Origin of the sequence: Caryophanon latum (assembly GCF_001700325.1) — a bacterium.
Classification (GTDB): Bacteria; Bacillota; Bacilli; order Bacillales_A; family Planococcaceae; genus Caryophanon; species Caryophanon latum.
This window is the reverse complement of the sequence record NZ_MATO01000018.1, coordinates 22028-37662: the sequence shown is the minus strand read 5'-3', so window position 1 is coordinate 37662 and position 15635 is coordinate 22028. Positions and strand designations below refer to the sequence as shown.

Here is a 15635-nt window from a genome sequence, read left to right as displayed (position 1 = left end):
AAAATGTTTCTGGCATCAATTATGATGTCCAAAATTGTTTGCTAGAGTTATCTAGCTTTGTTTCATCAACGTTTGTTGTTCAGTTTTCAAGGTTCATGTCGCCGTCTCAAGCGAACTTCTATATCATATCATCTCTTCAATGATCCGTCAACACTTTTCAAAAAGTTTTTTCGAAATCATATTTTGATGTTTGTTTGTTACCGGAGCAACATTGATAATAATAATCCTTTTCTCTAAAAAAAGCAACTACTTCTCGCAATTTTTTTCAAAAAAACAGACATACAACTACACTCACAAGCGCGAAGTATGATTAAGTGTACACAAAGCAGCTAAAATAACATTTCCCTTCAAAAAACAGAATAACTATTTACTATGTAAATATAACAAGCGTGTTGATTAACCATTAAACTGGCATTTCGCGTATGGTGGCTCGCTTTCCGCGGGCTCGATGTGGAAAGCAACGCCATTTCGTTCCTCGCCATTATGTATACTGAATTTTGGAGTTTTTAGACACGTCCTAGTCTATTTAGAGCCTGACTTAAGCTTCTTCTGAATAAAAAACAAACGAGCTGCCAATGTAGATGACAGCTCGTAGCGTATTTATTTTGATGCGTGGCGCATTGTTGGGAATAACAATACGTCACGGATCGATGGTGAGTTTGTTAATAACATAACAAGACGGTCAATACCGATACCTAAACCACCAGTTGGCGGCATACCATATTCTAATGCTTCGATGAAATCATTATCCATTTCGTGCGCTTCATCGTTGCCCGCTTCTTTCTCTACCATTTGAGCTTCAAAGCGCTCACGTTGATCAATCGGGTCGTTTAACTCTGTGAAAGCATTTGCGTGTTCACGACGAACGATGAATAACTCGAAACGATCCGTGAAACGTGGGTCTTGAGGGTTTTTCTTCGCAAGTGGTGAAATTTCCACTGGGTGACCTGTAATGAATGTTGGTTGTACTAACGTTTCTTCGATTTTTTGCTCGAAAAATTCGTTAATGATATGACCTACTTCATGAGAGTCTTTAATTTCAACGCCGTGGTCCGCTGCATGCTTGCGCGCTTCTTCCACTGTCATTGGCTGCCAGAAGTCAACACCTGTCGCTTCTTTAACAGCGTCAACCATGTGCATACGTTTCCAGCCAACACCTAGTTCAATTGTATCTTCGCCGTATTGAACTGATGTTGTACCTAACACTTCTTGTGCAACGTGTGCTACTAAATTTTCCGTTAAGTCCATAATATCGTTGTAATCTGCATACGCTTCATATAACTCAATCATTGTGAATTCTGGGTTATGACGAGTTGAAATCCCCTCGTTACGGAATACACGTCCGATTTCGTATACTTTCTCTAAGCCACCAACGATTAAACGTTTTAAGTGAAGCTCGATTGCGATACGCATGTAAAGCTCCATATCAAGTGCGTTATGGTGTGTAATGAACGGACGAGCCGCCGCACCACCAGCAATTGTGTGTAACATCGGTGTTTCTACTTCTAAGTAGCCGTTGTTGTCTAAGTAGTTACGGATTGCGCGAATAATTTTCGAGCGTAAAATGAATGTCGCTTTTGAATCTTCGTTCGTCATTAAGTCTACGTAGCGTTGACGGTAGCGTTGTTCTACGTCTGTTAATCCGTGGAACTTATCTGGTAATGGACGTAATGATTTCGTTAAGAACGTGAATTCCGTTGCTTTTACTGATAATTCCCCTACGTTCGTGCGGAATACAAGCCCTTTAATCCCTACGATGTCGCCTAAGTCTGCTTTATTAAATAATTCGTATGCTTCGTCGCCGATTGCATCTTTACGTACGTAAATTTGAATTTGACCGCCTAAGTCTTGAATATGTGCAAAGCCTGCTTTCCCTTTACCGCGCTTCGTCATAATACGACCCGCGATCACTACTTCGCGCTCGTTGTCATGTAAATAGTCTTTATCGAACTGCTCATTTTCTGCAATTACCTCATTTGATAAATGCGTGCGCTCAAAGCGGCTACCGAATGGATCAAGACCGCTCTCGCTAATGTCCGCCATTTTTTGACGACGTACGATTAGCTGGTCATTTAATTCTTCAATGTTTGACACGTTTGTCACTCCTTATTGTATAAACCTGATTTCATATTCGTTTATTGTACACAAAATTTAGCTACGGTTCATCTGTTTCGATTGAATTATTGCAAATTACTCGTTTTCACTAAGCTTGTGTCACCGAACGTGTCGGCTCAATTTCGCCTTCTAAACGTCCTGCGTCTGCATCGGCAATGACGCCACGCAGTAGTAAACAAAAGTCCGCACCTGTTTCAGTTTGGTTAATCGCTGTACGAATTTTCCCGTTGCCGCGAATGCCCTTTAAATACCACGAGGCGTGCTTACGCATTTCACGCACTGCCATCTTTTCACCTTTTAACGCACTTAAACGCTCAAAGTGAAGTAAGCAAACGTTCATTTTTTCTTGTACAGTTGGCTCCTCTAGTAGCTCGCCCGTTTCTAAATAACGCACAGTGCGATACATCATCCACGGGTTGCCTAGTGCAGCGCGACCAATCATGACCGCATCTGCACCGGTATGATCTAAAATGCGCTTTGCATCCTGTGGTGTTTCGACGTCGCCATTTGCGATAAATGGTACGTTAATGTTTTGCTTTACTTCTTTTAAAATGTCCCAGTTCGCATGACCGTCATACATTTGTGTACGCGTGCGTCCATGCATCGCAATTGCTGATACGCCCGCGCGCTCTGCTGCTTGTGCATTTTCGACCGCAAATACATGCTCTTCGTCCCAACCGATGCGCATTTTTACTGAAACTGGCTTTTTCACCGCATCGACAACGGCTGCGACCATTTCGTAAATTTTATTCGGGTCGAGCAGCCAGCGTGCACCGGCTTCGCATTTAATAATTTTGTTCACCGGGCAACCCATGTTGATGTCGATAATGTCTGCATTCGTATATTGATCGACGTATTTCGCCGCTTCAACTAAGTTTTCTTTGTCGCCGCCGAAAATTTGCAGCGTCATCGGATGCTCACGCTCATCGATGTAAAGCATGTCCATCGTTTTTTTGTTGCGCGTATTTAACGCTTTGTCGCTAATCATTTCAGCGTACACTAAGCCCGCGCCGAACTCCTTCACCGTTAAACGGAATGCCGAGTTGCATACACCTGCCATCGGGGCAAGCACAACGCGGTTATCCATGACGATATCGCCAATTTGAAATGGCTTTTGCTCATTCGTCATTATTGTTGCTCCTCCTCGGAATGTTGTCACCGACTTGTATATGTGTTAATGCTTCTCGCATCGAGGCAGGCTTTCCGCGGGCGTGGCGTGAGCCTGTAGTCTCACGCTCACGCTTTTCCCGCTGGAGTCCGCCTCTCGCTCAAAGCAACATCTACTACGAATCAACACATCACTTTATATAGAAGCAAGAAGATTATTGCACGTCTTGTACAAATTGTGAAACGCTCACTTGCTCCGCCCATTTCACAATACCTTCTTGCTGTAAATCCATCTGCGTCAGTAGCTGTGCGGCTTGCTGTAATTGCGGTGTATCACCGTCACTAACATCTGCAAGCGGCACGAGCACGAATGCACGCTCAAACATGCGCTCATGCGGCACGATTAAGCGCTCTGTTTCAATATTTTCGTGATTAAACAATAAAATGTCAAGGTCGATGCTTCGAGGACCCCAGCGATATAAGCGAACGCGCCCAAGCTCCTGCTCAACAAATTGGCATACATCCAGCAATTGCTGTGCGTCCTTATCTGTCTCAAGCTTTACGCAAATGTTTAAAAATGATGGTTGGTCCGTCACGCCAACTGGAGCTGTTTCGTAAATTGCCGATACATCTTTCACATCAACTTGCTGCTGCAATAATGCAACCGCATGCGCTAAATTTTGCTCGCGCTCTCCTAAATTCGTTCCAATCGATAAATATGCTACGTTCATACGAATTGCCCTCGCGTAATTTCAACTGCTACTTCTTTGTAATGCCCTGGAATTGGTGGGTCTGGTTTGATGATTTCGACGCGACAGCCGAACACTTGCCCTTCGTAGTCTGCTAAAATGCGCGTCGCAATCGTTTCGGCAACCGCTTCAATGAGCTTATACGGCGTCCCTTCAATAATTTCTTTGCATAGCTCGTACACACCGACGTAGCTTACCGTTTTATTTAAATCGTCCGTCTTGCCTGCTTCTTCAATGTTTACTGCAAGTGACACAGTTGCGCGGAATCGTTGCCCTAAACGTGTCTCTTCTATTAAAACTCCGTGATAGCCGTAAAACTGCATATCGCGTACATGAATGTAATCCATTGTTGTTCCTCCTTTAATGTCGTGATGGTAGCTCGCCGTCTACCGTCAATTTCCCAACGAGCGCGTCCATCATTTTTACAGTGCGAACTGTTTCTTTCACATCGTGCACACGCATCATATGACAGCCGCTCTGCACACCGAACGCACATGTCGCAAGCGTACCTTCTAGTCGCTCCTCTACCGGTAAGTCAAGCACTGCACCGATTAATCGTTTGCGTGACGTCGCCAGCAACACCGGATAGCCAAGTGCTGTGAGCTGTGACAACTTTTGCATCGTCTCGATCGATTGCTGTAAATTTTTCACGAAGCCAATGCCAGGGTCAAGAAAAATATGCTCATCCGGCACCCCTGCTTCTTTAACAATGCGAATGCTGTCGTTTATATCCGCTAAAAAGTCTTCCCAATAATCGCGATAGTTTTCGTCATTCCGGTTATGCATTAAAATAATCGGCACGTTTTTATCCGCAGCAACTTTCGCCATGTTCGGGTCTGCCTTCGCTCCCCAAATATCATTGATCATATGTGCGCCCGCTTCGATTGCTGCTTTTGCAACGTGTGATTTGTACGTATCGACAGAAACAATAACGTTCGGAATGTCGCGCACGATTGCTTTAATGACCGGTGTAATGCGTGCAATTTCTTCCTCATCGGAAATGCGTGTATAGCCTGGTCGCGTCGATTCGCCACCGACATCGATAATTTCCGCACCGTCTGCTACCATCTTTTTTGCCTGTGCAATTGCCGCTTCGAACGTGTTAAATTGCCCGCCATCTGAAAATGAATCCGGCGTCACATTTAAAATGCCCATCACAAATGTTTCACGTGAAAAATCGAGCGTTACGCCGTTAATTGTTAGTGGCTTGTAATGTTGTAAGTTCATGCTGCCTCTCCCTCGTTACGTTATCAACGTTTATCATAACAAATTGTACGAATGCTGTCCGCTTACTTTGAACTCGTTGCGCGCTACTTTCAAACAGGTGTATTGATTAGCCATCTTTGGACAGTTAGATCGCTTGAGTTTAATCGTAAAAACACAATCAATGCGGTACTGTCGTAGCAGAGCGCGTGCAGCGAGACTCTTTAGGGATAAGACCCGACAGCGAGGAGGCTCGAGGAAGGTGATACACGCCACGTCCATGTGTTCATCACCTTCACGACTAACATCGTGTTAGCCTCCACGCCCCAGGACTTCTGCGACGAGTAACCGCAGAAGCACCGCGAGCCGCAAACCACGCACTGCCAGCTGAATCGTGTATGAACATGCTTGACATTCAACTTAAACGAAAAAGGCACAAAAAAAGACGGCAATCGAAACGAAGTCGCTTCGATTGCCATCTGTATTATTTGAATTAGTCTTCAAATTGGTATAAAGGAGTTGATAAGTAACGCTCACCGTTTGATGGTACAACTGCTAATACGTTAGCGCCTGCACCTAAACGTTTTGCTGTTTCGATCGCTGCGTGAATTGCTGCACCTGAAGAAATACCAACTAGAATACCTTCTTCACGAGCTACTTTACGCGCTACTTCGAATGCTGTTTCGTTTTCTACTGTAAATACAGAAGAGTAAACTGTCGTATCTAATACGTCTGGCACGAAACCAGCACCGATACCTTGAATTTTATGTGGTCCTGGGTTACCGCCAGAAAGCACTGGAGAATCTTTTGGCTCAACTGCAATAATTTCGATGCCTGGGAAGTTTGCTTTTAACACTTCACCTGCACCTGTAATTGTACCGCCTGTGCCAATACCTGCTACGAATGCATCTAATTTTAAACCTTCGAATGCAGAAACGATTTCTGGACCAGTCGTTAAACGGTGAATTTCCGCGTTTGCTGCGTTTTTGAATTGCTGTGGTAATAAGTAGCCATTTTCAGCTGCTAACGTTTCCGCTTTTGCGATTGCACCTTTCATACCTTCTGGACCTGGTGTTAATACTAACTCCGCTCCGTATGCACGTAATAAGTTGCGACGCTCTAAAGACATCGTTTCAGGCATTACTAAAATGGCGCGGTATCCTTTTGCTGCTGCGATCATCGCTAAACCGATACCTGTGTTACCTGAAGTTGGCTCGATAATTGTGCCACCTGGCTTTAATGTGCCATCTTTTTCTGCTGCTTCGATCATCGCTAAAGCTAAACGGTCTTTTACTGACGAACCTGGGTTGAAGAACTCAAGTTTTACGTAAACGTTCCCCTCGTTTTCACCTGTTGCGTTTTGTAATTTTACGATTGGTGTATTTCCAACTAAATCTGCTACTGAATTTGCTAATTTGCTCATTTCGTCGTCACTCCTAATCCCTAGTTTGTTTGTAGGTTTTGTTGAACTTAGTGTATCAACTACGATATGTAATGTCAATCTTAATTTTCTGTATACTTCACAAATGTAAGAAAGAGTGGAGAATATGTTCACTCTCCACTCCGCCACGACTGTTACTTTGCATCTCCGTAAAACCATGTAGCATCAAATTCATCCCAAAACGTTTCTGGATATACTGACATCGGTAGCTGTTCTAAAGCAAGCGTACGCTTAATATTTTCCTTCACGTCTTTTAGCTTAAATGAATGCCCTTTTTGAATTTCACTAACATAAATAACAGCGAAGTGACCATCTTGTAACTCAAACACATCACTTACTTCATTTTCTTTCACCTTTTTAGCAGCTTTAATAATAGCTGGGTCTTGCTCTTCTACACTGCCTGTTACGTAACCTAAGTCACCATCTAAAGAAGCTGATATGCGGTCAAGTGAACGCTCGCGGGCTAATACGCCAAATTCAGAGCCGTCCTCAAGCTCCTTCACAACTTCTTCTGCTTCCTCTTCTGTTTCTGATACGATAATGCTCGTACGATAAGCAGTTGGCACGTCGTAAATTGCTTTATTTTCTTCATAATAGTTTTTGATGTCCTCATCATTAATGACAACATCATACGTTAATACTTTTTCTAAAATGAGCTGCGTGCGAATGTACTCTCGTAGCTCTTTATCTGAAAGCGATTGAATCGTTGTATCCGTCGAATCTTTGACCGTACGCATTAACGCAAGCTCAATGTCAATTTCCTCATCAGACACAGTAATATTATTTTTCTTTGCTGCCTCTAACATAACGCGCTCACTCACTAACGTTTGTAACACTTCTTTACCGTAGCGCTGTTCCATTGCCGTTAACCATTCTTGGCGCGTAATATGCTCCTCTGCAACGGTTGCAACCGATTCTTTATTCATCGTCTCGATTGAATCATCACCTAGCGCAAAAAGCCAGGCAACAAACCAAATAATATTCCCTAAAAATAAACAACTAATAATTGCAAGTGCAGGTTTTGCCTTCATGCGAAGATCAGATAATGATTTTTTCGGTGGTGTTTGTTTATTGTTTGGCTTAGCCATTGATTTCTTGAATTAACCCTTCAAGTTCCTGCTTTGAAAACATGTACTTCTCTTCACAGAAATGACAATGTGCCTCTGCCTGCCCATCTTCATCAATCATTTGCTGAATTTCACCAACACCTAAACCGATAATTGCTGCACCGAAACGCTCTTTTGAACATTGACACTGGAACTGCACTGGCATTTTACTTAATACTTCAACTTGCCCTTCTTCGCCTAATACTGCCTCTAAAATTTGCTCTGGCGTATAACCTTTTTCAATCATTTTTGACACCGGCTCAATCGTCACTAAATGCTGCTCGATCGCTGTAATCGTTTCGTCCTCACACCCAGGCATTAGCTGTAAAATGAAACCTCCTGCCGCAAGCACTGTATTATCTGGATTTACAAGTACACCTAAGCCAACTGATGACGGCACTTGCTCGCTCGTTGCGAAATAATATGTGAAGTCTTCTGCGATCTCCCCTGATACGATTGGTGTTTGCCCTGAGAACATATCGCGCATACCTAAATCTTTTACGATCGTTAACGTACCTGCTGTTCCGACTGCACGACGCACATCTAGCTTGCCTTGCTCATTTAACTCGAAGTGTACGTGCGGGTTCGTTACATAGCCACGTACGTCCCCTTTTGCATCCGCATCAATAATTAGCGGACCAGTTGGACCATCGCCTTCGATTTTCACTGTAATTTTATCGTCACCTTTTAACATTGCACCCATCATCACTGTTGCTGTTATTGAACGACCTAGCGCCGCTGATACGATCGGCCACGTATTATGGCGGCGTTGTGCTTCTGCTACCGTTTCAGTAGAACGCACGGCAAACGCACGCACTTGACCGTTGAAGCCAATTGCCCTTACTAAATAATCACTCATATTAAATCCTCTTTTCTCTTGCTTTCATTTTGATCGTAAAACGTATCATCTAAATGATAATACAGAACGTTTTTCGTTAAAAGAAATATTACTTCTCATAATTGCGTTTATATAGAAGATGAAGCCCTTTTAACGTTAAATTTTCGTCCACTATGTCGATTGCGGTCGTCGCATTCGCAATGAACGATGCCATACTACCAGTTGCAACGACAAATGGCTCCACTTCACTTTGTTCCTTCATACGATTAACAATTCCTTCTACTTGCCCAATCCAACCAAATACAATGCCTGATTGCATCGCATGAACGGTGTTGCGTCCGATGACGTTTGGCGGCGTCGTAATTTCAATATGCGGCAACTTTGCCGTTTGTGCGTACAGCGCCTCTGTTGAAATGTGTAAGCCCGGCGCAATTGCTCCACCTAAGTATTCACCACGCTCATTTAAAAAGCAATACGTCGTTGCTGTGCCAAAATCAACGACGATAATTGGCTGACCACCGTACTGCTTGAGCGCGCTAATCGCATTAACGATTCGATCTGCTCCGACTTCACGTTGATTTTCGTATTTAATGTTTAGCCCTGTTTTTACACCTGGTCCAACGACTAATGGCTTTTGATGAAAGTAACGCACGCACATTTGCTCGAACGTATACATCATCGACGGTACGACCGAGCAAATGATGATGCCTTCGATTTGCTGAAACTGTAGCTTCTCAAATTGGAAAAATGCATGCAACTGCATCGCATACTCATCGATTGTTTTTTTCTGTACCGTTTCCATCGACCATTTGTAGCGTAATTTCTCCTGCTCAAATACACCAACGACGATGTGGGAATTGCCAACGTCCATCGTTAAAATCATGTCACAACCTCCTTATATTCCAGTCGTAGCTCGCATTACGTTTAGCGAGCAACCTTATTGTTTTGTTATGTTGATCTTCACATGAAGGAGGACGTGACGCGAGCCTTTCATGTCACGCTCATGCTTTCGCGAGTACTCGTCGCAAAAAGAATTTTCGCTTTTCCCGCTAGAGTCCTCTTACTTCGAGCCTACTATCGTTATAAACCTTAATGACCGTCTATATACAACAAAAGCTGCCCAAGTGAATGCTTGGACAGCTTCGTCATACGCGTTTAGCGTTTTTCGTTCATATCACCGAATTGGTCATCTACATTGCCCTCTTTTGGAAGGTCACCTGTCGTTACGTCCGCTTCGCCTGTTAACTGCTTTTCAAGAGAAGGTGTACCAGCTGTTTCTACATGCACTTGCTCTGTAGTCGTTTCTAGTTTTTCTAATGAAGCAACTGGACGATCCGGTAACGTACCGTGGTCGCGTAAATGCTCAATTTGCTGTGCATCTAATGTTTCAACTTCTAACAGCGTCGTAGCGATTAAGTTTAATAAATCGCGTTTCTCTGTCAAAATTTGTTTCGTGCGCTCATATTGCTCAACAATGATTGCTTGCATTTCTTTGTCGATTTCATAAGCGATTGAATCAGAGTAGTTTTGCTCTGAGTTAAAGTCGCGTCCTAAGAACACGTTACCGCCTGAGTTTGCACCAAATTGCATCGGTCCAAGCTTATCGCTCATTCCGTATTCTGTTACCATTGAACGCGCAATACCTGTCGCACGCTGGAAGTCGTTATGCGCACCAGTTGATACTTCGCCAAAGACGATATCTTCTGCTACACGACCTCCTAGTAAGCCAGCAATTTTATCAAGTAACTCTGGCTTCGTCATGAAGTAACGGTCTTCTTTTGGAAGCATTACCGCATAACCACCAGCTTGTCCACGTGGAACGATTGTTACTTTGTGTACTTTTTCCGCTTCGTCAAGTGTTAAACCGACAACAACGTGACCTGCTTCATGGAACGCTACAATGTTGCGCTCTTTTTTCGAAATGACGCGGCTCGTTTTCGCAGGACCTGCAATTACACGGTCTGTTGCTTCATCAATGTCGGTCATATCGATTTTCTTTTTACCGCGACGTGCCGCTACAAGTGCTGCTTCGTTCAGTAAGTTTTCTAAATCAGCACCTGAGAATCCTGGTGTACGCTGTGCAATAGCATTTAAATCTACCGCTTCATCTAAAGGCTTGTTGCGAGCATGCACTTGAAGTACCGCTTCACGACCTTTTACATCCGGACGACCAACCGTAATTTGACGGTCAAAACGACCTGGACGTAATAATGCAGGGTCTAAAATGTCTGGGCGGTTTGTTGCAGCGACGATAATAATACCTTCGTTTGCACCGAAGCCATCCATTTCAACTAATAATTGGTTTAACGTTTGCTCACGCTCATCGTGACCGCCGCCTAAACCTGCGCCACGCTGACGACCTACTGCATCAATCTCATCGATGAAAATAATACATGGAGCGTTTTTCTTCGCGTTTTCAAATAAGTCACGTACACGAGATGCACCGACACCGACGAACATTTCCACGAAGTCAGAACCTGAAATCGAGAAGAATGGTACGCCTGCTTCACCAGCAACAGCACGTGCAAGTAATGTTTTACCAGTACCCGGAGGACCAACAAGTAAAATACCTTTTGGAATACGAGCACCGATTTCTGTAAATTTACGGTGATCCTTTAAGAAATCTACTACTTCAACTAGCTCGGCTTTCTCTTCGTCTGCCCCCGCTACGTCGTTAAAGCGCACTTTCTTCTTTTGATCGTCGTATAACTTCGCCTTACTTTTACCAAAGTTCATCACGCGGTTACCGCCACCTTGTGATTGGCTTAATAAGAAGAAGAATAACACCATAATAATGATGAATGGCATAATGCCTGTGAAGAATGTAATCCATCCACTTGTTTCTGGTGCAGGTACGAAATTAATTGTTGAGCTTTGTGCTTCCGCTTCATCAATACGTGTCATTAACGATTGGTTATCACGCGGTAAGTTAGCAATAAACGTTTCGCCTTCTTCTGCGCCTTCTAACGTGCCCGTAACAATGTAAACTGATTGATCAGGCTGAATTTTCGCTTCAGTGATCTCTCCATTGTCTAAGGCTTCTAGAAATTCGTGATACGACAGCTCCTCGGTTGGGTTACCATTGCCGTTGAACGTGCCAAAAATACCGATGATCACTAAGAAAATTAGTAAATAAAATATCGTATATCGAAAAATTCGATTCATCCCTAGCCTCCTCATAACATTACAGAAAAATATACATAAAATACTATCATACTGGCATTTCATGACACAATTAAAAGCTCTAACTAAATTGCGCCATGTTACCTGCGTGCATGCTTAGAAAGAATACACTTCAGGCTTTAAAATACCGATGTATGGTAAATTACGATATTTCTCCGCGTAATCTAAACCATAGCCTACTACAAATCCATCTGGAACTTGGAATCCTACATAATCCGCATTTAATTCAACGCGACGACCTGATGGCTTATCTAATAACGTGACGATTTTAATCGATTTTGCTTTGCGGTACTTAAATAATTCCACTAAATAGCTTAATGTTAAACCACTGTCGATAATATCTTCAATAATTAAAATATCTCGACCTTCAACACTCGTATTTAAATCCTTTAAAATCTTTACTTCACCTGAAGAAACTGTCGCGTTACCGTAACTTGATACATCCATAAAATCAAGCTCCACATACGTATCAAAACGTTTCATTAAATCTGTCATAAACGGCAGTGCGCCTTTTAATACACCGATTGCTAAAGGAAACTTGTCATTATACGCCGCTGTTAGTTCTGCACCTAACTCTTGAATGCGAGCTTGTAACTCTTCTTCTGTAATCATAATTTTTTCAATATCTTGCTGAATCATCATCGATTCCTCCTCAAATACATTTCAACCGCTATTCCTACAAAGCAATCGTGCGTATAACAATTTGCCATTGATGGCATTGCTGCACATCGGATACGTATACACTTGCTCGTACGCCAATCACCGAGAGTATACCACGTTTGTTCGATACAAGTAACGGAATTGCCTGCCGCCTCGCAACAGGAATCTTCTCATCAATAAAAAGACGAGCGACCTTTTTCGGCTGCTCCATTCCTTTTAACCATATACGGTCGCCATGCTCGCGTGAACGAATGTATAACTGCTCGTGCGCGGTTAACGTAATATAGTATACATCATCTGTCGCTAAAACAGTTGTCCCTGCCTGCATTAAAACGATTTCATAATCGGCTGCTCGAACTGGCTCGTACGGCAAAAGCATTCGTGTTTCTAGCTCTTCATTGTCGATGTCTCCGATGAGCATATTGCCATACTGTCTACGTGCTACAACACCATTTGGCAAGTGAAGCTGCGCATTCCCATTGACCGTGCTACAAAGCGTTAATAAAGACGTCGTTAACGCGTGACTTTGCAACACATTCACATCTTTGTATACATAGCTTAATAGTATTAAAATGAACCTTCTTTGTAAAGCAAGTGGCATTCGTTGGAACATGTTAATTTCAAAATGATACGCACCACTTGCTTGCTGTTTTACATATTGCGTTACATATTGCTCAGCTAGTTCATTCAAAAACATATCGTCCTGCTGTAACTGAATTGACAATTGTGCTGCGTGCGTGGCAATATGCTCGTTTTCCTTCTTTAACAACGGTGTCACCGTATGTCGAACTCGGTTGCGCGTATAAACAAGCTTCGCATTACTCGGGTCTTCACGATGCAGCAACCCACGCTCATTCATATACGCTTCAATTTGCGCGCGCGTCACAAATAAAAATGGACGAACCATCTCGCCTTGCGCAAATGGTCGGCGCACACGAATGCCACTTAATGCTGCAAGCGAGCTACCTTTTGTCATCGCCATAAGCATCGTCTCTAGCTGATCATCCGCATGATGAGCAGTCACAAGCTTTGTGTGCTGCGCCATTAGCTCCTCAAAATATTCGTAACGCTTTATGCGACAAACGTTTTGCACATTATCTCCCGTTTTGGCAACAATGTCCGCAATCGCAATCGCCTTCGTATAAAACTGGATGCCACGTGCACGGCAAAACTGCGCAACAAACTTTCCATCTTCCTTTGACTGCTCACCTCGCAGCATATGATCAACGTAAACAGCCGCCACGTCTATATGCAGCCGCTCTTTTTCCTCATAAAAATAATGCAGCAACGCCATTGAATCAATGCCACCTGAGCACGCAATGAGCAAGCGGTCTCCCCGTTCAATGCATTGTGTATACTGCTGTAGCTGGCGCACTGCCTGCTGTAACGTTTTCATAACGAACTCCTCTACCTTTTTGTTCATACTTCAACGACTTAGTCTATGAAGCGTATATTTTTGCATTTAGCCGCTAGTAATCGAACGAAACACACTTGTTGTATTATATTACAATACGAGTGCGCAAGTGTCTGTGAATTCGTCTCTTAAGCGGTTTGTTGCCCGTTTAATAAAACTTCACTTACATTTTTTAATTTTTTATTGACGAAATACAATGCGCATTGTATTATATAAAAAGTTCGCTTGAACAACTTGTAATATGGCTACCTAGCTCAGCTGGCTAGAGCATTCGGTTCATACCCGAAAGGTCGTGGGTTCGACTCCCTCGGTAGCCACCAACGGCCCGTTGGTCAAGTGGTTAAGACACCGCCCTTTCACGGCGGTAACACGGGTTCGAATCCCGTACGGGTCATACGCATAAAAAAGCTGTCCGACAAATTGTCGGGCAGCTTTTTCTATGTTTAAAACGGCAGCATTCACGTCCTTGTTTCAACGCTACATAAATGCCTTAGCAACACACATTGCGTCACTGTTAAAACGTAGTTCATCACCGCAAGCTCGGATTGACGAATAAAGGTTGCTTGAAACAAGAAGCGGACTCCAGCTGGAAAAGCATGAGCTTAGCCATGCCCGCGGAAAGCTTGCCTCAATGTGGAAAGCAACCGTAAGTTATGATGAAGAGCCTAAAGCATGTTTGTTTTTCCACAAAAAAGAAGGCTAGCAAACGATGCTAGCCTTCCACATATATCACACTTTTTCTTTTATCAAAATAGCCAGCAGAACTTAGCCTCGTTTTGCACCGCGACCGCCACGTTTTGATTCCGTTGCACGCTTTAATGTTGCAAGACGCTCATCGCTATCTTTTAAGAAGCGTGCCATTTTTTGTTCAAAATTTTCTTTTGGCTGACGATCATTGAATCGATCGTTTGAACGGTTGTTGTTATTGCCACGAGGACGCTGTGGACGATCCGAACGCTCTGGACGTTCCGGACGCTCCGGACGCTCAGGTTGAGGCTTTGCTTTACGGATTGAAAGGCCGATTTTGCCATCCGCTTCAACGTTCATCACTTTAACTTCTACTTCGTCTCCAACCTTTAAGTGCTCATTAATATCTTTTACATAGTTGTCAGCCACTTCACTAATGTGAACGAGTCCTGTTGAGCCACCTGGCAGCTCGACGAACGCTCCGAAATTTGTGATTCCTGTTACTTTACCTGTTACTTTGCTGCCTACTTCAATTGACATAAAAAAAATGCTCCTCCTTAAAATATAAGCGGCTATTGTTAGCCTGTTAATCATGTTTTGTTAGAAACGACTCAATATTCGGTTCTTCTATTATTCATTATATCCCACGAAAAAGGTGTGTCAACACGACGAATCTTATTTTTTATGATTATTCTTCGCTACCTTTTTCGATTTCCTTCTCGCTTCTTCCGCTATCACTTGGCATTGTAAAAATGATTTCACCTTCATCAGATAAGAAATATTCCTTACGAGCAAGCTTTAAAATGTACTCGTCGTCCTCTAATTTTCTCACCTGTGTTTTTAACATGTCTTGATCACGTTTTATATCTTCTAGCTCTAACGCCACTTGTTTTTCAACTTTTTGGCGCTCAATAAGCTCTTCTTTTTTTGCATTCGTGTTTACAACAACAGCTGTAATGATGATTGCACTAAGCGTTAGGAGAATAAGCAAACGTCGCTTTACGTAATATTTCGTCTTACTTCGAGCTTTTTTGCGCTCCTCGTTTTGACGAATGTAATCATTGTCCATTTTCGTTACATTTTGTTTCTGTGGTTTCTTTTTTTCTTGCACGTACGCCACCACCTATTTTAT

14 protein-coding genes and 2 tRNA genes are annotated in these 15635 nt (G+C 43.1%); 2 read left to right on the top strand and 14 right to left on the bottom strand.

The window, feature by feature from the left end:
* Window positions 1-600: 600 nt before the first annotated feature.
* The 12 genes from lysS to tilS form a co-directional block, all read right to left on the bottom strand.
* Window positions 601-2103 carry a lysine--tRNA ligase gene (gene lysS, locus A6K76_RS05200; RefSeq protein ID WP_211271740.1) on the bottom strand — a complete coding sequence of 501 codons (1503 nt, stop codon included), beginning with the start codon at window positions 2101-2103 and terminating at the stop codon, window positions 601-603.
* A gap of 100 nt (window positions 2104-2203) precedes the next feature.
* Window positions 2204-3244 carry a tRNA dihydrouridine synthase DusB gene (gene dusB, locus A6K76_RS05195; RefSeq protein WP_066462804.1) on the bottom strand — a complete coding sequence of 347 codons (1041 nt, stop codon included), beginning with the start codon at window positions 3242-3244 and terminating at the stop codon, window positions 2204-2206.
* Between the two features lie 193 nt (window positions 3245-3437).
* Window positions 3438-3953: a 2-amino-4-hydroxy-6-hydroxymethyldihydropteridine diphosphokinase gene (folK, locus tag A6K76_RS05190; RefSeq protein ID WP_066462803.1), complete on the bottom strand. Its 516-nt coding sequence runs from the start codon at window positions 3951-3953 to the stop codon at window positions 3438-3440.
* Complete coding sequence (gene folB / locus A6K76_RS05185; protein WP_066462801.1) at window positions 3950-4318, bottom strand: dihydroneopterin aldolase; 369 nt, start codon at window positions 4316-4318, stop codon at window positions 3950-3952. Before folB ends, folK begins: the two co-directional genes overlap by 4 nt.
* Window positions 4319-4331: 13 nt before the next feature.
* Complete coding sequence (folP, locus tag A6K76_RS05180; RefSeq protein WP_066462799.1) at window positions 4332-5198, bottom strand: dihydropteroate synthase; 867 nt, start codon at window positions 5196-5198, stop codon at window positions 4332-4334.
* 469 nt (window positions 5199-5667) lie between these two features.
* Entirely contained in the window at window positions 5668-6597 is a 930-nt protein-coding gene (cysK, locus tag A6K76_RS05175) for a cysteine synthase A (protein WP_066462796.1), read from the bottom strand.
* A 152-nt stretch (window positions 6598-6749) separates the two neighbouring features.
* On the bottom strand, window positions 6750-7703 hold the full coding sequence (locus tag A6K76_RS05170) for a peptidyl-prolyl cis-trans isomerase (protein WP_066462794.1): 954 nt from the start codon (window positions 7701-7703) through the stop codon (window positions 6750-6752).
* Window positions 7696-8580: an Hsp33 family molecular chaperone HslO gene (gene hslO / locus A6K76_RS05165; RefSeq protein ID WP_066462792.1), complete on the bottom strand. Its 885-nt coding sequence runs from the start codon at window positions 8578-8580 to the stop codon at window positions 7696-7698. The genes A6K76_RS05170 and hslO overlap by 8 nt, the downstream gene beginning before the upstream one ends.
* Before the next feature lie 88 nt (window positions 8581-8668).
* On the bottom strand, window positions 8669-9442 hold the full coding sequence (locus A6K76_RS05160; RefSeq protein WP_066462790.1) for a type III pantothenate kinase: 774 nt from the start codon (window positions 9440-9442) through the stop codon (window positions 8669-8671).
* A 272-nt stretch (window positions 9443-9714) separates the two neighbouring features.
* Window positions 9715-11724 carry an ATP-dependent zinc metalloprotease FtsH gene (ftsH, locus tag A6K76_RS05155; protein ID WP_066462788.1) on the bottom strand — a complete coding sequence of 670 codons (2010 nt, stop codon included), beginning with the start codon at window positions 11722-11724 and terminating at the stop codon, window positions 9715-9717.
* A gap of 114 nt (window positions 11725-11838) precedes the next feature.
* Window positions 11839-12381 carry a hypoxanthine phosphoribosyltransferase gene (gene hpt / locus A6K76_RS05150; RefSeq protein WP_066462786.1) on the bottom strand — a complete coding sequence of 181 codons (543 nt, stop codon included), beginning with the start codon at window positions 12379-12381 and terminating at the stop codon, window positions 11839-11841.
* Between the two features lie 37 nt (window positions 12382-12418).
* Window positions 12419-13825, bottom strand: a complete 1407-nt coding sequence (gene tilS / locus A6K76_RS05145) for a tRNA lysidine(34) synthetase TilS (protein ID WP_083995292.1) — start codon at window positions 13823-13825, stop codon at window positions 12419-12421.
* Between the two features lie 234 nt (window positions 13826-14059).
* Between tilS and A6K76_RS05140 the strand changes: the two genes are divergently transcribed.
* Together A6K76_RS05140 and A6K76_RS05135 are read left to right on the top strand one after the other, a co-directional pair.
* Window positions 14060-14136, top strand: a tRNA-Met gene (locus tag A6K76_RS05140).
* 2 nt (window positions 14137-14138) lie between these two features.
* Window positions 14139-14210, top strand: a tRNA-Glu gene (locus A6K76_RS05135).
* A 371-nt stretch (window positions 14211-14581) separates the two neighbouring features.
* Here the strand turns inward: A6K76_RS05135 and A6K76_RS05130 are convergent.
* Window positions 14582-15043 carry a S1 domain-containing RNA-binding protein gene (locus A6K76_RS05130; protein WP_066462780.1) on the bottom strand — a complete coding sequence of 154 codons (462 nt, stop codon included), beginning with the start codon at window positions 15041-15043 and terminating at the stop codon, window positions 14582-14584.
* A 148-nt stretch (window positions 15044-15191) separates the two neighbouring features.
* Window positions 15192-15614, bottom strand: a complete 423-nt coding sequence (locus A6K76_RS05125; RefSeq protein ID WP_083995291.1) for an FtsB family cell division protein — start codon at window positions 15612-15614, stop codon at window positions 15192-15194.
* Between the last annotated feature and the right edge of the window lie 21 nt (window positions 15615-15635).

Coding starts and splice junctions, on each gene's coding strand:
- folB (WP_066462801.1), bottom strand. CDS start 4,318: ATGGATTACATTCATGTACGCGATATGCAGTTTTACGGCTATCACGGA.
- folK (WP_066462803.1), bottom strand. CDS start 3,953: ATGAACGTAGCATATTTATCGATTGGAACGAATTTAGGAGAGCGCGAG.
- A6K76_RS05170 (WP_066462794.1), bottom strand. CDS start 7,703: ATGGCTAAGCCAAACAATAAACAAACACCACCGAAAAAATCATTATCT.
- hslO (WP_066462792.1), bottom strand. CDS start 8,580: ATGAGTGATTATTTAGTAAGGGCAATTGGCTTCAACGGTCAAGTGCGT.
- folP (WP_066462799.1), bottom strand. CDS start 5,198: ATGAACTTACAACATTACAAGCCACTAACAATTAACGGCGTAACGCTC.
- dusB (WP_066462804.1), bottom strand. CDS start 3,244: ATGACGAATGAGCAAAAGCCATTTCAAATTGGCGATATCGTCATGGAT.
- cysK (WP_066462796.1), bottom strand. CDS start 6,597: ATGAGCAAATTAGCAAATTCAGTAGCAGATTTAGTTGGAAATACACCA.
- tilS (WP_083995292.1), bottom strand. CDS start 13,825: ATGAACAAAAAGGTAGAGGAGTTCGTTATGAAAACGTTACAGCAGGCA.
- A6K76_RS05130 (WP_066462780.1), bottom strand. CDS start 15,043: ATGTCAATTGAAGTAGGCAGCAAAGTAACAGGTAAAGTAACAGGAATC.
- ftsH (WP_066462788.1), bottom strand. CDS start 11,724: ATGAATCGAATTTTTCGATATACGATATTTTATTTACTAATTTTCTTA.
- hpt (WP_066462786.1), bottom strand. CDS start 12,381: ATGATTCAGCAAGATATTGAAAAAATTATGATTACAGAAGAAGAGTTA.
- A6K76_RS05160 (WP_066462790.1), bottom strand. CDS start 9,442: ATGATTTTAACGATGGACGTTGGCAATTCCCACATCGTCGTTGGTGTA.